Here is a 20,402-nt window from a genome sequence, read left to right on the forward strand (position 1 = left end):
AATTCTTTTATGTCGCTCACGCTCAACCGAGAGGCGTCAGACGGGTGCCGATCAGCACCGGCGGTGCGTCATCGGTGGATAGCGCTTCCAGGCGCCGACGGGGCAGCTCCATACCGCTGAAAGCGTCTTCGATGGCTTCGATGGTGATCTTCGGCGCTTCGGCACGAACCGGCCCGAAAATGGTCGCAAACGACACATCCGCCGCATCCCGGCCGATGCCGAAGCGCATCAGGCCCATCGGAATCGCCGTGCCGGAGGGGTCGAAGAGATACCAGCGATCACCGAGGAAAACCTCGACGTAGGCATGAAAGTCGCTCGGCCCCAGAGCCGGATCAGCACCGTAATCGATGCCCGTGATGAAGCGGGCCGGGATATTGAGCGCCCGGCACAGGGCAATCATCAGGTGGGCAAAGTCGCGGCATACGCCAACCCGCTCGCCGATGGTATCGAGGGCCGAGGTGCTGGCATTGGTGGTGTTCGACTTGAACTCGACGTGTTTCTCGACCCATGCGCAGATGGTGCGCACGCGGCCGTAGCCCGGCGGAAGATGGCCGAACTCCTTGTTGGCGACTTCATACAGACGGTCGGACTGGCAGTAGCGGCTGGGGTAGAGATAGGTCAGCACGTCGGCTGGCAGGCGGGCGACGGGAACTTCCTGGATGCTCTCGGGCACGCCGACATGATGCTGCAACTCGACGGTGGCACTGTAACGTAGCCGCAGCCAGCCCGGCTCGGCCTTCAGGCGCATGTATCGGTTGCCGGTCGTCACATCCGTATGAACCTGGGGCAGCAAAAACTGACCCAGCTCCATCATCTCGGTCACCACTCGCTGGTGGCGCGTGTGGGCGGCGTGGATATTAAAAATGAAATCACATCCCGGAGGTGCGACTTCGTAATTCAACTCGACCGAGAACTTCAGCCTGACCATAAGCGTCCCTGAAAAAAATGCCTTGACGCGGAATTGCGGGTCATCCGGCGGAAATGACCGTCGTGGGCAAGTTAACAGCGGCCCCGTCCCACGACAAGGCTCTCATCCTACTCTGCGGCGCTGCAACACGCCCGGTTTTCTGCGGGGATGCAGCCCCGCAAACAGTGCTCAAGCGCGGTACAGATTGACCTCATCCCGCGTCGCCAGCGCCACCTGGCGGGCCGCATCGGCGAAGTCTTCGCCACTACCGGCATACAGAATGGCCCGTGACGAGGAAATCATCAGCCCGGTGCCGGCCGCACTGCGCCCGGCCTTTACCGTCGCCTCCACGTCCCCGCCCTGGGCGCCGATGCCAGGCACCAGAAGCGGCAAATCGCCCACGATGGCACGCACATCCGCCAGTTCCTGTGGGAAGGTCGCCCCCACCACGAGGGCATTCTGGCCGTGCACGTTCCACTTGCCGGCAACCAGTTCGGCCACGTGCTGGTACAGCTTGCGGCCGCCTTCGACCGTCAGGTTCTGCAGGTCCGAGCCGCCCGGATTGGAGGTGCGGCACAGCACGATCAGGCCACGATCGGAAAACGCCAGGTAAGGCTCGACGGAATCGAAGCCCATGTAGGGATTCACCGTCAGCGCATCGGCGTTGTAGCGCTCGAAGGCTTCGCGAGCGTACTGCTGGGCGGTGGCGCCGATGTCACCGCGCTTGGCATCCAGCACCACCGGCACGCTCGGGTGCTTCTCGTGGATGTAGGCGATCAGGTCCTGCAACTGGTCTTCGGCGCGGGCGGCAGCGAAGTAGGCAATCTGCGGCTTGAAGGCACAGGCCAGATCGGCAGTGGCATCGACGATACCCTTGCAGAAAGCCAGCACCGCGTCGGGGCGACCCTTCAAATGGGCGGGAAAGCGCTTCAGGTCCGGGTCGAGCCCGACACACAACAGGGAATCGTGACGCTGCCAGGCGGCAGACAGTTTGGCGCGAAAATTCATGGGTGCAGGGCGCAGACGGCCTGGGAGAGTGAATTCTGAGCCTTATTTTACCAGCCTGCCGACCCTTTTCGACAGCCTTCCGGACTTCAGCGCATGGATTCATGTTGCGTCACAGCATGCTCCATTTCCTGTCACGAAGTGCGCCAGAGCTTCCGTAACGTCACAGCAATGTGTTCATTTAATGGACAACACATCTGTCGCAGGGTGCCTCCCCTTGCAACGCAGCCAAAAAAACAAAACCTTTTACAAACAGTTACTTGTTTTTACATGAGGCGTTTTTTGAGGAGATTTGGCACGGACTGGCACAGCCCTCGCAGAAGGAATGTCGCTCCGCAACGGCGTGTTTCACAAGGAAATACGACCAAGGGAGGAACGAAGTAGCGGTGCTGGATAGCCCGCGCTTCGGTGGTGATATCAACGACAATATTCCGGAGACAATCGTTATGAAGAAGAGCCTTCTTGCCCAAGCCGTTGCCCTCACCTGCCTGGCTGCTGCTGCCGGCGGCGCCCAGGCCGTGAGCTTCACCCAGAATGACGTGACCGTCGACATCAACGGCACCATCAACGGTTTCTATGTGAACCGCGAGTCCAAGACCTCGGTTGCCGGCACCCAGACGTCCAAGACTCAGAACAGCGAACTGACCAACGGCCTGCTGCCGGGCTGGATCAACTTCGTGGTCACCACCAAGCAGGGCGACCAGGACATCAAGGCTCACTTCAGCTTTGCACCGGGCATCAACGACTCCTCCAGCGTCATCGGCCTGCCTTCCACGGTCGGCACCGGCGCCGGTGGCATCCCGGGCAAATCCAGCCCCTACAGCCAGATCGACGTACGCCAGGTTTACTTCCAGTTCGGCAACAACGACTGGGGCACCATCAAGTTCGGTCGCGACATCGGCCTGTTCGGCCAGAACATCATTCTTTCCGACATGACCCTGCTGGGCGTCGGTGGCACCTCGAACGCGGGCATCCCGTTCAACACCACCTTCGGCATGATCGCCCACGGTTACATGTACACCGGCTTCCAGGCCCAGATCACCTACACCACCCCGAACTACAACGGCCTGCAAGCCGCAGCCGGCATCTTCCAGCCGAGCTCCTTCGCTGGCGACCAGACCAAGACCCCGGGCTTCCAGGCCAAGGTCGACTATGACTGGAAGGGCGCAGCACCGGGCAAGGTGTGGGGCGGCCTCGTCACCCAGAGCACCAGCTGTTCGTCGGGCTCCACCTGTGACGGCGTCGGCGCCAATCCGGCCAAGTCCTTCACCGCCACCGGTTTCGAGCTGGGCGCCAAGGCCGGCATGAACAACTTTGAAGCCGTTGCCTACACCTTCACCGGCAAGGGCCTGGGCCTCTCCACCGTTGGCGCCCAGTTCTTCGGCGGCAGCGACGGCCTCGGCAACAAGACCGACTCCAAGGGCTACTTCCTGCAGGGCACCTACAAGCTGGACAAGACCAAGTTCGGCATCAACTTCGGCCAGAACAAGGACACCGACGGCATCCTTGGCGCCGGCAACGAGCGCAAGAACAAGGCCTACACCCTCGGCGTCTATCACAGCCTGAACAAGTTCGTGACCCTGGTCGGCGAACTGAACCAGGAAAAGATCGACATCAGCGCCAGCGACACCGAAATCAAGAACCGCACCCTGTCCGCCGGCGCAATCATGTTCTTCTAAGCGGGTTTCGCCTCCGGGCGAAATTGCTTGCTACCGTGTTTCTCCCTCCTTCTGGCGCCCTTCGGGGCGCCATTTTTTTATCTGCGAACGGGTGGTGTATCGTCCGCCCTGTCATCGTCCCTCCGGAGTCCTTCATGCTGCGCCTCGCCGCGCTCCTCTTCGCGCTCATCGCCAGCCCCGGCCCTGCCTGCGCCGACGAGATTCGCCAGTTGACGCTCCAGCCCAGCCGCTACGCCGACGCCCGCGAAGCGCTGGTGGATGCCATCGAGACCGAAGGCCTGGTGCCTTCCCCGCCCAGCCAGTTTGGCGACATGCTCCGGCGTACCGGCCCGGCCCTCGAGCAGAGCAGCCCGGCTTACGCTGACGCTGAAGTACTCCATTTCTGCAGCGCCCGCATTGCCTGGCAACTGGCCCGCGAGAATCCGCTCAACATCGCCCAGTGCCCGCTGTCGATGGCCATCTACACCCTTCCCGACGAAGCCGGCACGGTTCGCCTGAGCTGGCGCACGGCGATCGGCGACAGCCCCGGTGCCCGCGCCGCCAACGAACTCCTCGAACGCATCGCCCGCCAGGTAGCCGACAACGCAGGCCGCAGCGGCCTGGGCCGCTAAGCCCCCTCGCCGACCGGCGATGAGCGCGGTATAGTCCGCACCGCTTCAAAACCCGACCCCGCTTCCGCCTTCAGAATGTCGCAAAAAACCTATAACGCCGATTCCATCACCGTTCTCAAGGGCCTCGAGCCGGTCAAACAAAGACCGGGGATGTACACCCGCACCGAGCATCCGCTCCACGTCATCCAGGAAGTCATCGACAACGCCGCCGACGAGGCGATGGCCGGCTACTGCAAGAAAATCGGCGTGACCCTGCATCTCGACGGCTCGATCAGCGTATCGGACGACGGCCGCGGCATTCCGGTGGAGATCCACCCGGTGGAAGGCGTGTCGACGGTCGAGGTGGTGTTCACCCGCCTGCACGCCGGCGGCAAGTTCAACAAGACTGATGAAGACTCCGCCTACCGCTTTTCCGGCGGTCTGCACGGGGTTGGCGTGTCGGTCACCAACGCCCTGTCCCACCGCCTCGAAGTGGACGTGGTGCGCGACGGCGCGCGGCACCGCCTGGTGTTTTCCGGCGGCGACGTGATCGAGCCCCTCGTGCGCATCGGCGACGCCCCCAAGAAGGCCAGCGGCACCACCGTGCGCGCCTGGCCTGACGCCAAGTACTTCGACGCCCCCGACCTGCCCCGCGCCGAACTCGAACGCCTGCTGCGCTCCAAGGCCGTGCTGATGCCCGGCCTGGAGGTAAGCCTGACCATCGAAGGCAGCGAGCCCCGCACCTGGCGCTTCGACGACGGCATGCGCGGCTACCTGTCCGAAGCCCTGCACGACGAGCCGCTGATTCCGCTGTTTGCCGGCGAGAAATTCGCCCCCAAGGGCGACGACACTTTCGCCGCCGGCGAAGGCGCCTCGTGGGCCGTAGCATGGACCCTCGAAGGCTCGCCGGTGCGCGAATCCTACGTGAACCTGATCCCCACCCCGGCTGGCGGCACCCACGAAGCCGGCCTGCGCGACGGCATCTTCACGGCCATCAAGAACTTCATCGACCACCACGCACTGCTCCCCAAGGGCGTCAAGCTCACCGCCGACGACGCCTTCGGCCGCGCCTCCTTCCTGCTTTCGGCACGGGTCCTCGACCCCAGCTTCCAGGGCCAGACCAAAGAGCGCCTGAACAGTCGCGACGCGGTGCAGCTGGTTTCGCGCATGGTTCGCGACCCCTTCGAGCTGTGGCTCAACGAGCACGTCGACTACGGCAAGAAGCTCGCTGAACTGGCCATCAAGGCCGCCCAGGCCCGCGCCCGCGCCGCCCAGAAGGTCGAGAAGCGCAAGTCCTCCGGCGTGGCCGTGCTGCCCGGCAAGCTCTCCGATTGCGAATCCGAAGACATCACCCGCAACGAACTCTTCCTGGTCGAGGGCGACTCCGCCGGCGGCAGCGCCAAGATGGCCCGCGACAAGGACACCCAGGCCATCCTGCCGCTGCGCGGCAAGGTCCAGAACGCCTGGGAAGTCGACCGCGAGCGCCTCTTCGCCAACGCCGAAATCCACGACATCGCGGTGGCACTGGGCGTCGATGCCCACACGCCGGATTCGACCCCCGACCTCTCCGAGCTGCGCTACGGCAAGGTCATCATCATGTCGGACGCGGACGTGGACGGCTCCCACATCCAGACCCTGCTGCTCACCCTGTTCTTCCGCCACTTCCCCAAGCTCATCGAGCACGGCCACATCTACGTCGCCCAGCCGCCGCTGTACCGCATCGACGTGCCGGCGATGGGCAAAAAGCGCCCGCCGCGCCGCCTCTATGCGCTGGATGACCAGGAACTGACGAGCCTGCGCGACCGCCTGGCCCACGAAGGCGTCAAGCCCGAGCACGTCGAAGTCGGCCGCTTCAAGGGCCTCGGCGAAATGAACCCCGACCAGCTGCGCGAAACCACCATGGACCCGGCGACCCGCCGGGTGCTGCCGATTCACGTGCGTGCCGACGCCTTCAAGGAAACCCTGCGCGTCTTCACCATGCTGATGGGCAAGGGCGAAGCGGCCGGCCGGCGGGCCTGGATGGAAGAAAAGGGCGACTCGGTGGATGCCGACGTTTGATCTCGCGCAAAACCGCGGCGGCAATGTGTAAAACCCTGATTGACCGTACGCCAGAGTATGGAGAAAAATTGCCGCGCGGCCCGGAGAACAGCAGCAGCAAACAATCTCGGGCCGCAAGCGGGTCGTCCCCCGACCCTGCGGCGGTAGATCCAGTGCAGCTCCCGTAGCGTAAGGTTCGCGCCGAACTGTTTCTTCATCTTCCTCGTTGGTCGGGTCCGGCTACCCGTGCGTCCCGACAAAAACAACGAGGAAAACCATGACTTCCATCAAGCGTCACCTGGGATGGGGCGCCATTGCCCTCCTGGGCGCAGCCGCTTTCGGCACCGTCGCCCTCAACCGCGGAGAGAGCATCAACGCCCTGTGGCTGGTCATCGCCGCGGTGTGTACCTATCTCATCGCCTATCGCTACTACAGCCTGTTCATCGCCGATCAGGTGATGGAGCTCGACCCCAAGCGCATGACCCCGGCCGTCCGCCACAACGACGGCCTCGACTACGTTCCGACCGACAAGTACGTGCTGTTCGGCCACCACTTTGCCGCCATTGCCGGTGCCGGCCCGCTGGTCGGCCCGGTGCTCGCCGCCCAGATGGGCTACCTGCCGGGCATGCTGTGGATTCTCGCTGGCGTGGTCTTTGCCGGCGCGGTGCAGGACTTCATGATCCTGTTCATCTCCACCCGCCGCGACGGCCGTTCACTGGGCGACCTGGTCAAGACTGAACTCGGCCCCGTGCCGGGCGTCATCGCCTTGTTCGGCACTTTCATGATCATGGTCATCATCCTGGCGGTGCTGTCGCTGATCGTCGTGAAGGCCCTGGCCGAATCCCCGTGGGGCATGTTCACCGTTGCCGCCACCATTCCCATCGCGCTCTTCATGGGCGTGTACAGCCGCTACATCCGCCCGGGGCGCATCGGCGAAATGTCGCTGATCGGCTTCGTGCTGCTGATGGCCGCGATCGTCTTCGGCGGTGACATTGCCGCCAGCGAAACCTGGGGCCCGTTGTTCACTTTCGACGGCAAGCAACTCACCTGGATCCTGATCGGCTACGGCTTCATTGCGTCCGTGCTGCCGGTGTGGCTGCTGCTGGCGCCGCGCGACTACCTGTCCACCTTCCTCAAGATCGGCACCATCGTCGGCCTGGCCATCGGCATCGCCGTCGTGGCCCCCAACCTGCAGATGCCAGCCTTCACCAAGTTCATCGACGGCAGCGGCCCGGTGTGGTCCGGCAGCCTGTTCCCCTTCCTGTTCATCACCATCGCCTGCGGCGCCGTCTCCGGCTTCCATGCGCTGATCTCCTCCGGCACCACACCCAAGCTCCTCGACAACGAGAAGAACGCGCGCTTCATCGGCTACGGCGGCATGCTCATGGAGTCCTTCGTGGCCATGATGGCGCTGGTCGCCGCCTCGGTGATCGAGCCGGGCGTCTACTTCGCGATGAACAGCCCGGCCGCCGCCATCGGCAAAACTGCCGAAAGCGCCGCCCTGGCGATTTCCCAGTGGGGCTTCGTGGTCACGCCGGAAATGCTCCTGCAAACCGCCCAGGACGTGGGTGAAAAGACCATCATCTCCCGCGCCGGCGGCGCCCCGACGCTGGCTGTCGGCATGGCCCACATCCTCTCCAGCGCCCTCGGCGGCAAGGCCATGATGGCCTTCTGGTACCACTTCGCGATTCTCTTCGAAGCCCTGTTCATCCTCACCGCTGTCGACGCCGGCACCCGCGCCGGACGCTTCATGTTGCAGGATCTGATGGGCACCTTCGTGCCGTCGATGCGCAAGATGGATTCGATCTTCGCCAGCCTCGTCGCCACCGCCCTGTGCGTCGCCGCCTGGGGCTACTTCCTGTATCAGGGCGTGATCGACCCCCTGGGTGGCATCAACACCCTGTGGCCACTCTTCGGCATCGCCAACCAGATGCTCGCCGGCGTGGCCCTGACCCTGGCGACCGTGGTGCTCTTCAAGATGAAGCGCCAGCGCTTTGCCTGGGTAACCGTCGTGCCAACCCTGTGGCTGCTCGCCTGCACCCTCACCGCCGGCTGGCAGAAGATGTTCCACGAGAACCCGAAGATCGGCTTCCTGGCCAACGCCAACAAGTACCAGACGGCCCTCGACAAGGGTGAAGTGCTGGCCCCGGCCAAGTCCATCGACCAGATGCACCAGATCATCACCAACAACTACGTGGATGCGGCGCTGTCCGGCCTCTTCATCCTGCTGGTGCTGAGCATTCTGGCGTACGCGGTTCCGGCCTGCCTCCGCGCCCTGCGCAACAGCAAGGCGAGCACCGTCGAAACCCCCTTCGCGCCGATGCCGGCCGCCAACTGAGAGGCGCACAGTGTTCTCGGATCTCGCCCGCATGGGCAAGTATCTTGGCCAGGCGGCCCGCCTGATGGTGGGCATGCCCGACTACGACACCTACGTGCAGCACATGCACCTCACCCACCCGGATCAGCCGGTGATGAGCTACGAGGCCTTCTTCCGGGAACGCCAGGAGGCCCGCTACGGCAGCGCCGACGGACGCCCCGGACGCTGCTGCTGAAACCAGCTCTGCGTCACAACAAAAGCCCGCAGGTGCCCAACGCCTGCGGGCTTTTTCTCGCCCCTGCTACCATCGGCAGAAATATTTTCCTGATCGCAAACCGTGACCGACAACCCACTTTCCATGAGCAGCCTGCGCGACGGCTACACCGCTGTCGTACTCGGTGCCAGCGGCGCCCTCGGCAAGGCCTGCCTGCACCACCTCCAGGCCGACCCGCGCTGCGCCCGAGCGATTGGACTGTCACGCGGCAGCGATCCCGCCCTCGTGCTCGAGGACGAATCCAGCCTGGCGCACTGCGCAGCACATCTGCGTGAACACGCGCCCCTGCATCTGGTGCTGGATGCCACCGGTGCGCTCACCATCGACGGCCGCGGGCCCGAGAAACGTCTTGAAGACCTGGACGCCGACAACTTGCTGCGCGCCATGCAAATCAATGCGCTGGGCCCCATGCTGGCGATGAAGCACCTGCTTCCACTGCTCGCCAAAAATGAACACGTGATCTGGGCCAAGATGTCGGCCCGCGTCGGCAGCATCGAAGACAACCACAAGGGTGGCTGGTACGGCTACCGCGCCTCCAAGGCCGCCCTCAACATGCTGCTGCAAACGGCCGCCGTCGAAATCGCACGGCGCCGCCCACTGGCCGTCATCGCCGCCTTGCAGCCGGGCACCGTACGCTCCCGGCTGAGCCAGCCTTTTGTCGGCGACGAAGGTTTGGCTCCTGAAGAATCCGCCCGACGCCTGCTCCACGTCATCGACCGCCTGCCACCGAATGGCCGGGCACACTTCGTCGATCATCTGGGCAACAGCATTCCCTGGTGAGAGCCGGGATGAGGCGTCGACGCCGCAAACCTTGATCCAGCACAAGCTTTGGTCATCTGGCGCACTGCGCCCTCCAGAAAGCCTCAAGTCCCCACAAGGCTCGCCGTTCAGAAGCCATCGGCATCTGCCTGGCAAGACTTCTGCACGAAGACTCCCGCCGACAGCCTGCCACTCCCATTTCATTCATGGAGCTGTTGTCATGCTGACCCGTCGCGAATTCCTGAAGTATTCCGTGGTGGCCTTGCCGGGGCTACAACTGACCGCCTGTGGCGGTGACGGCAGTACGCCGCAAACCGTCGCCTGGCCAATCACCCGTGACGTATTCACCACGGCCGAACAGCAAATCCACCCGCAAGGGCTCCCGGCCGACACACCACTCATCGACCCGCCCGATCTGCCTTATTCCCAATACGGCTACAGCGCCTGGCAAACCGGCCCCGGTCTCGCCCACGTGAAGCGCACCGATCTGGCGCCCGGCTACAGCGGCGCGCCCAAAGTGGCACGCCTGCTGTCCTTCTTCGCCATCACCGACATTCACATCGCCGACAAGGAGTCTCCGGCCCAGCCGCTTTACATTGGCTGGAGTGCCCGCTACGGGGCACCCGGCTCCTGCGGATCGGCCTACTCTCCGGTGATTCTGTCGACCACCCAGGTCCTTGATGCGGCCATACAGACGGTCAATGCGCTGCACAAAAAGTCGCCCATCGATTTCGGAATATCCCTCGGCGACGACACCAACAACAGCCAGTACAACGAACTGCGCTGGTTCATCGACGTACTCGACGGCAAGCGCATCGCGCCAAGTTCCGGCGCGCATATCGGCGCCGACCACATCGATTACCAGAAGCCCTTCCAGGCCGCCGGGCTCGACCCCGCCATCCCCTGGTATCAGGTAGTCGGCAACCACGACCAGTTCTGGATGGGTTCGGCCTACGAGAATGCCAAGACCTGGAGCGCCCATGTGGGCAGCGCCATCCTCAACATGTCAAACAGCCCGGATCCTTCAAGCGGCGGGGTCAATGGATCCGGCTACTACATGGGCGTGGTCGACGGCGCCAACCCTTACGGATTTGTCATCGGCTCGGGCCCGCAGGGAGCCTTCTCCACCCCGCCGACAGTCGTCGCCGACCCGGCCCGCCGCTCGCTGGCGACCAGCACGTCATCCACCCTGAACTGGATGCGCGAGTTCTTTGAAACCACCTCGAATCCCCCCGGTCACGGCTTCAAACAGTCCAACCTCGACGCCGATTTTGCGTGCTACAGCTTCGAGCCGAAAGCGAACATGCCGATCAAGGTCATCGCCCTCGACAACACCATGAAGGGCGCCGACCAGACCGAGTACGCCCGGGCCTGCCTCGACCAGACCCGCCTCGACTGGCTCAAGGCTGAACTGCAGGACGGCCAGGACCGGGACAAACTGATGATCATTGCGGCGCACATCCCGCTCTACCCCCAGAAGACCTTCGACCCCGCAGCCGGCAACTACAAGTTGTTCACCAGCCCCAGCGTGGTCACAGACCTGCAATTGCTGGCCATTCTTCACACCTATCCGAATCTCATCCTGTGGATCTCCGGACATCGGCACGTGAACGTCGTGACGCCCCAGCAGTACAACGGGGCCGATCCCGCAGACCAGCCCGAAAAAAACTTCTGGGAGGTCGAGACAGCATCGCTGCGGGACTTTCCCCAGCAGTTCCGGACATTCGAAATACACCGCAACGCCGACAACACCGTGTCGATCATGGTGACCAACGTCGACCCGGCGGTTTCACCGGGATCGCCTGCCGCCAAATCGAGGGCCTATGCCGTTGGCGCCGCGCGGATCTTCGCCGCCAATGACAGCGTCCGGGCCGATACCGGCTCCCAGGCCTACAACGCCGAACTGGTACAACAACTGACACCCCGAATGCAGGCCATCATCGCCGGGCTTTGAGCGGTTTCTGTGCCAAACTTCGAGCCGTTTTCCGACTCCCGTTTGCATCATGTCCAGCGCCAACCCCCTCGCCATCCCGCGCCCGCCGATCCGCGCCACCATCCTCACCGGCTTCCTCGGAGCGGGCAAGACGACCCTCCTCAACCGCTACCTGGCCACCACACCGGCAAAAAAGGTCGCCGTGCTCGAGAACGAATTCGGCGCTGTCGGCATCGACGGCGGCCTGATCGCCGGCTCGCCGGCCGTGGAGGTTGTCGAACTCACCAATGGCTGCATCTGCTGCAGTGTGCGCGGCGAACTCAGCGACGCCCTCACCGATCTGGCCGACCGCCGGGACCGCGGCGAACTCGACTTCGACCATCTGGTGCTGGAAACCACCGGCCTCGCCGATCCGGCGCCGGTGGCCCAGGCCTTCTTTGTCGATGAGGGCGTGCGCGAGCGCTACGAACTGGACGGCATCCTGACCGTCGTGGACGCCGTCCACGCCAGCCGCCAACTCGACGAAAACCGGGTCGCCGCCGCCCAGATCGGCTTTGCCGACCGAGTCCTCATCACCAAGACCGAACTCGTCGACGCCGCCCAGCTGGAAGCCCTCGCAGCCCGTCTGCGCCGCATCAACGTGCGCGTGCCGGTGATGCAGATTCCCGCCGAGGCCGGGCAGCTCGGCGCGCTGTTCACCCTTGATGCCTTCGTGCTCAGCGACATCCTCGAACGCAGCCCAGCGTTCCTCACCCAGAACGCCCCCAGCGGCCTGAGCCGCGGTGGCGGCGCGCCGGCCAGGGGCTTCGTGCGCCACGATGACGACATCGCCTCGCTGGTCCTGCAGCACCCGGGCGACGTGGACGTGGGCCTGATGGGCAGCTTCGTCGAAGAACTGCTCCTCACCAGCGGCAATGACATGCTGCGCTACAAGGGCATCCTCGCCGTGCGCGGCCACGCACAGCGCATGGTTTTTCAGGGCGTGCATCGCATCACCGGCTTCGACTACGGCCGCCCCTGGGAGGCCGGCGAAGCCCGGGAAGCCACCATCGTCATCATTGGCCGCCGCCTCGATCACGACGCGATTTCCGCCGCCTTCCGCCTCGCCTGCCGCTGAAACCGGCGCCCGTCAGCGGACGCCACGCCACCCAGGCCTCGCCTGGCCTGGGCAGGCAGCGAAAAAACTGCGCCGCGCACACCCCTCGCGCAGGGAAAGCCCAGCGCCTGTGGTATTTTTGCGGCCTTTGTCGCGCCCGCCCGGGCGCCCGTACCGAGCGGCACTCAGCCGCTGAAAGTCGCAGCATCACGCCATGAACCAGACCCCGGATCTTTTCGACTCCCTTCCGCCGGAGGCCGCTGGATCAGCCAGCCAGCCACCGGCACCGCCGCCGCCCGCCCTGCCCCTGACAGGCACCGACGACGCCCTGCCCCTCGACCTCTACGCCGAACGCGCCTACCTGGCCTACGCCATGAGCGTGGTCAAGGCCCGCGCTCTGCCACAGGTCGAGGACGGCATGAAGCCGGTGCAGCGCCGCATCCTCTACGCCATGAGCGAGATGCGCCTGTCGCCCACCTCCAAGCACGTCAAGTCGGCCCGGGTGGTCGGCGACGTGATCGGTAAATACCACCCCCACGGCGACTCCAGCGTCTACGACGCCATGGTGCGCGTCGCCCAGGACTTCTCCCTGCGCTACCCGCTGGTGGACGGCCAGGGCAACTTCGGCTCCCGCGACGGCGACTCGGCCGCCGCCATGCGCTACACCGAATGCCGCCTGACCGGCATTGCCGAACTGCTGCTCTCCGAGATAGACCGGGGCACGGTGGACTTTCGCCCCAACTACGACGGCGCCTTTGAAGAACCGCAACTGCTGCCGGCCCGCCTGCCCTTCGTGCTGCTCAATGGCGCCTCCGGCATCGCCGTCGGCATGGCCACCGAAATCCCCTCGCACAACCTGCGCGAAGTGGCCAGCGCGGCCATTCACGCCATCGAGAATCCGCACGCCAGCGTCGCCGACCTGCTGGGCCACATCAAGGGCCCGGACTACCCGGGCGGTGGCCAGCTGATCTCTCCGGCCGGCGACATCCGCGCCGCCTACGAAACCGGCCGTGGCAGTCTCAAGCTGCGTGCCCGCTGGATCATCGAAGACCTGGCCCGCGGCCAGTGGCAACTGGTCATCACCGAGCTGCCGCCCGGCGTGTCGGCCCAAAAGATCCTCTTCGAGATCGAGACCCTCACCAACCCGCAGCCCAAAACCGGCAAGAAATCCATCGACCCCGACCAGGCCCAGCTCAAGGCCCTGATGCTCGGCGCCCTCGACCGGGTACGCGATGAATCCGGCAAGGACGCCACGGTGCGCCTGGTTTTCGAGCCGAAGAGCCGTAACCAGGACGTCGCCGAGTTCGCCAACCTGCTGCTCAGCCACACCAGTCTCGAAACTTCCTCGTCGATCAACCTGGTGATGATCGGCCTCGACGGCCGCCCCGGTCAGAAGAACCTCGCCGAGATCCTCCACGAGTGGGGCCGCTTCCGTCTCGCCACCGTGCGCCGGCGTACCTCCCACCGTCTCGGCCAGGTAAACGACCGCATCCACATCCTCGAAGGCCGGCACATCGTCTTCCTGAACATCGACGAGGTGATCCGCATCATTCGCAATTCGGACGAGCCCAAGCCGGCCCTCATCGCGCGTTTTGCGCTCAGTGACCGCCAGGCCGAGGACATCCTGGAAATCCGCCTGCGCCAGCTGGCCCGCCTCGAAGGCATCAAGATCGAGCGCGAACTGGCCGAGCTGCGCGGCGAGAAGTCCGAACTCGAAGCCCTGCTCGCCGACGAAGGCAAGCTGAAGAAGCTGGTCATCAAGGAAATCCGCGCCGACGCCGCCAAGTTCGGCGACGAGCGGCGCACCGTGGTGGAAGAAGCCGCCCGCGCCGGCATCACCCAGACCGTGGTGGATGAAGCCGTCACCGTCATCGTCTCCGAAAAGGGCTGGGTGCGCTGCCGCAACGGCCATGGCCTGGATCTGGCCAATGTGGCTTTCAAGGATGGCGACCATCTGGCGGCGGCCTTTGAATGCCGCAGCGTCGACTCACTGATCGCCATCACCGACGGTGGCCGGGCCCTTACCGTGGCGGTGTCCGGGCTACCGGACGGGCGCGGCAACGGCGCGCCACTAGCCTCGCTGGTGGAACTGCCCAGCGGCAGCAAGATCGCCCACGTGCTCGCCGGTCACGCCGACAACCGGGTGCTGCTCGCCACCGCAGACGGCTACGGTTTCCTGTGCCGCCTGGGCGACATGACCGCCACCAAGCGTGCTGGCAAGCAGTTCATCAACCTCGAAGGGGGCAGCAGGCTGCTCGCTCCGGTGCTCTACGCGCAAGGAGAAAACCAGCATCTGGTAGCCCTGTCGTCCACTGGCCGCCTGCTCATCTTCACCCTCGACCAGATGAAGGAACTGTCGGGTGGCGGCAAGGGCGTGATCATCATCGGGCTGGATGCCGGCGAAGAACTCGCCGCCGCCTGCGTGGCCGGCGATTCCGTCACGCTGCTGGCGAGCACCCGCGGCGGCAAGGCGGTGGAGTTCAACCTGGCCGCCCGCGACTGGGAAGCCTGGCTCGGCAAGCGTGCCCGCAAGGGCAAGCCGGCACCCGGACGCTCCCAGTCCAATGGCCTGCGCAGCCACTGACCCCGCTTCGGGAGCCAGCCTAGACCGGCAGCTTGAGCACAGAAAGCAAACGCTGCCGGTTGATGGGCTTGATGAGTAATTCATCGAAGCCCGCCGCAAGAATGTCGTGTCGCTCGCTGACCAGGGCGTGAGCCGTGTAGGCCACGACGAACAGGCCGGCGCAAGCGGCATCCTGGCGCAGCAGACGGCACACATCGGTGCCGCTGATACCCGGCATGCTGATGTCCAGCAGCACCGCATCCACCCTCTGGCCCTTGAGAAATGCCAGCGCTGCCTCACCGCAGTCGGCCTCGAAAACCTCGCAGCCCGCCTGTTGCAGCAGCACGCGAGGCAGCGTCCGATTGACTTTCTGATCGTCAACAACCAGGACTTTCATGGGCTTCATCCTTGTTGCGGCTGCATTTCCGGATCGAGGGGCAGATGAATGACAAATTCGCTGCCCTGGCCCGGTTCGGAACGGACCGCCACCTCGCCGCCCATCAGATCGACCAGCTCCCTCACCAGCGCCAGCCCCAGGCCGGTTCCCTGGTGACGACGGGTCAGAAAACCGTCCACCTGACGGAAACGCTCGAAAATGTGCGGCAGCATGTCAGCCGGAATGCCGCAGCCGGTATCGGCCACCGAAATGCGCAGCGTCCCTTCTTCACAGCCAAGCTGCAGGCGCACACTCCCCGCATCGGTGAACTTGATGGCGTTGTTGAGCAGGTTGTTGAGAATCTGGGCCAGCCGCACCGGATCGCAAAGCAGCTCGGCAGGCAGATCCGGCGCCAGTGTGACGGCCAGCTCGAGCCCTTTTTCTGCCGCCAGCGGATAGTGGGCGCGCACAATCCGCTCGATCATCGGCTGCAGGGGTTCCCTGCTGCGTTCCAGGTCCATCTTGCCGGATTCGATCTTGGCCAGATCGAGAATCGAATTGACCACTTCGAGCAGGTGATGGCTGCTGTCGAGGATGATGCCGGCAAACTCCTGATTGGTTTCCTCCGAGTTGTCGCGCAGAAACTCGGCGTAGCCCATGATGCCGTTGAGCGGCGTGCGCAGTTCGTGGGACATCGATGCCAGGAACTCCGACTTCATCCGGTTGGCCGCTTCGGCCTTGATCCGGCTTTCCCGCAAGGCTTCGGAAATGCGGAACTGACGGTTCAGCAAATGGATGGACAGCGCACCAAACAACAGCACGACAAGGCTCATGCCCGCCGTGAAGATCATGTAGCCCCGCCGGCGATCATGGAAATCAGCCAGCGCCTCCTCTTCGCCAACGCCAACGGCCACCGCCAGGGGATATTCCTGCAGGCCCCGAAAACTGTAGAACCGCCTGACCCCGTCCGACACACTGCTGGCCCGGTAGCTGCCGAAGTTCTCCTTCGCCCACATGGCCATCAAGGGGCTGCTGCTCAGGTTCTGCCCTACCTGGCTGTTGTCGCCCGAACGCCGGGCGCGGATGAGGCCATCCTTGCCAACCAGGGAAATCACCCCGTCACGGCCCAGGTCGACGCCCCGGTAAAAATCGGAAAAATAAAAGGGATCCACCGAAATCACCACCACGCCACCAAAGCTGCCATCCGGCTTGTTGATGCGCCGGGTCATCTGGATCGACCACTTGCCCGAGGCGCGGCCCAGCACCGGCTTGCTGATGAAAAGCTGGTTGCTGTCCTTCTCGATGTGCACCTTGAAGTGCTCCCGGTCGGAGAGATCCACCCGCTTGTGGTTGGGCAGGTTGCTCATGATGTAGATGCCATGCTCGTCGATGACTCCAAGCTGGTTGAAGATGCTACTGATGATCATCCCCTCGCCAACGAACTCGGCGATCTTCACCTTTTGTCCATACTTCTCGTACTGGAACTTGAGGAAGAGCACCGACTGATCGACGCTCTTGATGGTGCGGATGGTGTGCTCCTCGAAGGCACGGGCCAGATTGCGATTTTCGGTGTTGATCGAATGGACAACCAGCGCCTCTTCCACTCCCACCTTGTAGATCACCGCCCCCCACAGCAGCCCGACAAGGGCAACGACAACGACCACGATCGGAGCAAAAAGGCGCAAGCGCCGGGTGGACGGAAGCGGAGAATCGGCAGCAGACATAGGGTGCGGTGTGGCCGGACAAGCAGGAAAAAGTGCTTTGGCCCGGTGATTTTTGTGTTCTTCGTTAACGTCCGTGGCGCGTCCGTCTTGAGGGCTTTACACGACGGAAAGCACACATGCAAAGCATGCGGCAGGAGTTTTGTCATTACTACTTTAGTTGTAGAGAATAGCGCCGTTATTCAGGCAGGCAAATCCCGGGCATCCTTGATGCCCAACCGCTCAACAGCTCCATACCTAGCGCCCTTCCCTGCCGTCCCATGAAATTTCAGATTACCGACCGCAACCTCCCCTACTACCACCTGGTAGGGACGCTGGTCGTGGTCATCACGCTGGCCCTGGCACTGGGCGGCAGCTTCCTGTGGATCGGCTTCTCGGAACACCAGCAGACCATCGACCGGCTGGAACAAAGCTTTCAGGTCAAGAAACAGGAACGCCTCAAGAGCGAAATGGAAGCCGCCATCGGCTACCTGGATTTCGTGCACTCACGTACCGAATCCGTGCTGCAGGAAGCCCTGCAGGACAAGGTCAGCATGGCCATGCAGACCGCCCAGGCGATCTACGACCGGGAACACGGGCGCCGCCCGGAGGTCGAGGTCAAGCGCCTGATCATCGCAGCGCTGCGCCCGCAACGCTTCTATGAGGGACGTGGCTACTTCTTCATCGACGACGAACAGGGCAACTGCGTCCTCCTCCCCATCGCCCCATCCCGCGAGGGCAGCTCCCTGTGGGACAACCGGGACGACACCGGCCACTACATCATGCGGGGGCTGGCCGCCGCCGCCCGGGAAGGCGACCAGGGCGGCTTCTCCACGTATCGCTGGTACTCCCCGGACAATCCGCAGCAGATGTCCGACAAGCTGGCGTACGTACAGCGCTTCAAGCCCTACGGCTGGATCATCGGCACCGGCGACTACCTCCACAAGTGGCACGAGATGCGCCTGCGGGAAGGCATCGAAAGGCTGCGCGCCTGGAAGTTCGGTGACACGGGCAGCTTCGTGGCCATTTCCCAAAGCGGACAACTCCTGCTCCAGCCCCAGTGGCCCGAGTACGAAGGCAAGCACTACAGCAAGGTAGGCAGCCCCGCCGAACAAGCGATCCGCGGCCAGATCCTTGAACTCGGCAAGCAGGGCGGAGGCTATCTTTCCTATCAGTGGCCATGGCGAGCAGCCAATATCACGAGCACCCGGACGGCCTACGTCCTGCCCTATCGACCGTGGAACATGATCGTCATCGCCTCGGTTTTCCAGGAGGAAACCCAGAGCCAGTTCGCCAGGGAGCGGGATGCCGCGGTGAACTCCATGTCGAACCGGATTCCCTACCTGCTCATTGCTGCCATGACCGCCATCGCCCTGGCCATCGGCGCGTCGGTGTTCTTCTCGCGCTGGATGAGCGGACTACTCCGCAACTACCATCAGAAAATCGAGACGCACAGCCACGCCCTGGAAGCCCAGGCCAATGCCCTTCGTCTGGCGGGCCATGTGTTTGAAAGCAGCAAGGAAGGCATCGTCATCACCGACGCCGAAACGCGCATCCTCGCCGTGAACCCGGCCTTCTGCCAGATCACCGGCCACGTCGCCGAAGACGTTATCGGGCAGCGCCCCGGCATGCTGTCCTCCGGCAAGCACGATGCCGCTTTTTACCGGGCCATGTGGAAGACCATCCACGAGACCGGATCATGGAGTGGCGAAATCTGGAACCGGAAGAAGGACGGCAACTGCTACCCGGAACTGATCAACATCAGCACCGTGCGTACCGAGTCCGGCGCGGTACTTCATTACGTGGGCACCTTCCTGGACATCACCGAGCGCAAGGAAGCGGAAGACCGCATCCGCCACCTGGCCGAATTCGACCCCCTCACCCAGTTGCCCAACCGGACGCTCCTCAACGACCGGCTGACCCAGGCCGTGGCCCAGGCCAAGCGGGAAGAACGACAACTCGCGGTGATCTTCATCGATCTTGACCGCTTCAAGAACATCAACGACTCACTCGGCCATGCCATGGGCGACCGCTTGCTGCAGGAGGTGGCCAAACGCCTGCACGACATCGTGCGTCAGAGCGACACCGTCAGCCGGCTCGGCGGCGACGAATTCGTGGTGCTGCTGACCGGCCTGGAGCTGCGCACCAGCGCCCTGCCTTCGGCCCGCAAGATCCTCGCCACACTGGGCCAGCCTTACACCATCGACGAGCACGAACTGCAGATCACGCCCAGCATCGGCATCGCCCTGTACCCCGACAACGGCACCGACGGCGAAACGCTGCTGAAGAACGCCGACGCGGCGATGTACCACGCCAAGAATTCCGGCCGGAACAACTTCCAGTTCTTCACCCCGGAATTCAACCAGTGGGTAACCGAACGCCTGCGCATCGAGAACGGCCTGCGCCACGCGGTAGCACGCGAGGAACTGATTCTTCACTACCAGCCCCAGGTGGATCTGGCCAGCGGGCAGATCGTCGGCTGCGAGGCCCTGCTGCGCTGGCAGCCGACCGGCGAGGCGCTGATGGCGCCGGACCGCTTCATCCCGATCGCGGAGGAAACGGGCCTGATTCACGGCATCGGCACCTGGGTTCTTGACGAAGCCTGCCGCCAGCTTGCCCAATGGGACAGCGAAGGCGCAGCCCCGATCCGCATGGCCGTCAACGTGGCCGTGCCCCAGCTGCGCAGCCGGAACTTCGTGAGCAACGTCCGCAACACGCTGCAGCGCCATGGCATCGGGCCGGACCGGGTGGAAATCGAGGTTACCGAAAGCGTCTTCCTGAACCAGGATGAGCAAGTCCGCCAAACCCTCCAGGGCCTCGTAGACCTGGGCGTCCAGCTGTCCCTCGACGATTTCGGCACCGGCTATTCGAGCCTCTCCTATCTGCGCAACTTCCGCTTCGATGTACTCAAGATCGACAAATCCTTCGTCTCGGAACTCCACCGCAACCAGGATGACGTGACCCTGATCAGTGCCATCGTCAGCATTGCCCGCGACATGTCCCTCATCACCATCGCCGAAGGCATCGAATCCGCCGAGCAGCAGCACATCCTGCACGAACTGGGCTGCAATATCGGCCAGGGCTACCACTTCTCGCGGCCGGTGGTGGCCGGTGAGATGGCGAAACTCATTTCGCCCCGGACCCTCACCCTGATAGCCTGACCAAC

The 20,402-nt window shown here is 63.8% G+C and carries 14 protein-coding genes; 10 read left to right on the top strand and 4 right to left on the bottom strand.

What is annotated here, in order from left to right; all coding sequences use genetic code 11:
* Positions 1 to 22: 22 nt before the first annotated feature.
* Together ETQ85_RS13180 and pyrF are read right to left on the bottom strand one after the other, a co-directional pair.
* Positions 23 to 928: a transglutaminase-like domain-containing protein gene (locus tag ETQ85_RS13180; RefSeq protein ID WP_148579535.1), complete on the bottom strand. Its 906-nt coding sequence runs from the start codon at positions 926 to 928 to the stop codon at positions 23 to 25.
* Positions 929 to 1,096: 168 nt separating this feature from the next.
* Positions 1,097 to 1,915: an orotidine-5'-phosphate decarboxylase gene (gene pyrF / locus ETQ85_RS13185; RefSeq protein WP_148579536.1), complete on the bottom strand. Its 819-nt coding sequence runs from the start codon at positions 1,913 to 1,915 to the stop codon at positions 1,097 to 1,099.
* Positions 1,916 to 2,358: 443 nt separating this feature from the next.
* Here pyrF and ETQ85_RS13190 point away from each other — a divergent pair, with 443 nt between their 5' ends.
* The 9 genes from ETQ85_RS13190 (at position 2,359) to parC (ending at position 15,181) form a co-directional block, all read left to right on the top strand.
* Positions 2,359 to 3,591 carry a porin gene (locus tag ETQ85_RS13190; protein WP_148579537.1) on the top strand — a complete coding sequence of 411 codons (1,233 nt, stop codon included), beginning with the start codon at positions 2,359 to 2,361 and terminating at the stop codon, positions 3,589 to 3,591.
* A 134-nt stretch (positions 3,592 to 3,725) separates the two neighbouring features.
* A complete protein-coding gene (locus tag ETQ85_RS13195) occupies positions 3,726 to 4,202 on the top strand; it encodes a DUF302 domain-containing protein (protein WP_148579538.1) in 477 nt (158 codons plus the stop codon).
* 75 nt (positions 4,203 to 4,277) lie between these two features.
* Positions 4,278 to 6,239, top strand: a complete 1,962-nt coding sequence (parE, locus tag ETQ85_RS13200) for a DNA topoisomerase IV subunit B (protein WP_148579539.1) — start codon at positions 4,278 to 4,280, stop codon at positions 6,237 to 6,239.
* Between the two features lie 256 nt (positions 6,240 to 6,495).
* Positions 6,496 to 8,556 carry a carbon starvation CstA family protein gene (locus ETQ85_RS13205; RefSeq protein ID WP_148579540.1) on the top strand — a complete coding sequence of 687 codons (2,061 nt, stop codon included), beginning with the start codon at positions 6,496 to 6,498 and terminating at the stop codon, positions 8,554 to 8,556.
* Positions 8,557 to 8,587: 31 nt separating this feature from the next.
* Positions 8,588 to 8,770: a YbdD/YjiX family protein gene (locus ETQ85_RS13210; RefSeq protein ID WP_425473127.1), complete on the top strand. Its 183-nt coding sequence runs from the start codon at positions 8,588 to 8,590 to the stop codon at positions 8,768 to 8,770.
* Between the two features lie 102 nt (positions 8,771 to 8,872).
* Positions 8,873 to 9,589, top strand: a complete 717-nt coding sequence (locus tag ETQ85_RS13215) for an SDR family NAD(P)-dependent oxidoreductase (protein WP_222862157.1) — start codon at positions 8,873 to 8,875, stop codon at positions 9,587 to 9,589.
* 199 nt (positions 9,590 to 9,788) lie between these two features.
* Positions 9,789 to 11,522 (top strand): TIGR03768 family metallophosphoesterase, encoded by a 1,734-nt coding sequence (locus tag ETQ85_RS13220; RefSeq protein WP_148579542.1) that lies wholly within the window; start codon positions 9,789 to 9,791, stop codon positions 11,520 to 11,522.
* A 49-nt stretch (positions 11,523 to 11,571) separates the two neighbouring features.
* Entirely contained in the window at positions 11,572 to 12,618 is a 1,047-nt protein-coding gene (locus ETQ85_RS13225; protein WP_148579543.1) for a CobW family GTP-binding protein, read from the top strand.
* A 193-nt stretch (positions 12,619 to 12,811) separates the two neighbouring features.
* Positions 12,812 to 15,181 carry a DNA topoisomerase IV subunit A gene (gene parC, locus ETQ85_RS13230; protein WP_148579544.1) on the top strand — a complete coding sequence of 790 codons (2,370 nt, stop codon included), beginning with the start codon at positions 12,812 to 12,814 and terminating at the stop codon, positions 15,179 to 15,181.
* Positions 15,182 to 15,200: 19 nt separating this feature from the next.
* Here the strand turns inward: parC and ETQ85_RS13235 are convergent, their stop codons facing one another.
* Positions 15,201 to 15,557, bottom strand: coding sequence for a response regulator (locus ETQ85_RS13235; protein WP_246128761.1), 357 nt, complete (start codon positions 15,555 to 15,557; stop codon positions 15,201 to 15,203).
* A 5-nt stretch (positions 15,558 to 15,562) separates the two neighbouring features.
* Positions 15,563 to 17,260 (bottom strand): sensor histidine kinase, encoded by a 1,698-nt coding sequence (locus ETQ85_RS13240; RefSeq protein WP_148579546.1) that lies wholly within the window; start codon positions 17,258 to 17,260, stop codon positions 15,563 to 15,565.
* Between the two features lie 257 nt (positions 17,261 to 17,517).
* Here ETQ85_RS13240 and ETQ85_RS13245 point away from each other — a divergent pair, with 257 nt between their 5' ends.
* A complete protein-coding gene (locus ETQ85_RS13245) occupies positions 17,518 to 20,397 on the top strand; it encodes a bifunctional diguanylate cyclase/phosphodiesterase (protein ID WP_148579547.1) in 2,880 nt (959 codons plus the stop codon).
* The last annotated feature ends 5 nt before the right edge of the window (positions 20,398 to 20,402 follow it).

It is taken from the genome of Zoogloea oleivorans, assembly GCF_008107625.1.
Lineage (GTDB): Bacteria > Pseudomonadota > Gammaproteobacteria > Burkholderiales > Rhodocyclaceae > Zoogloea > Zoogloea oleivorans.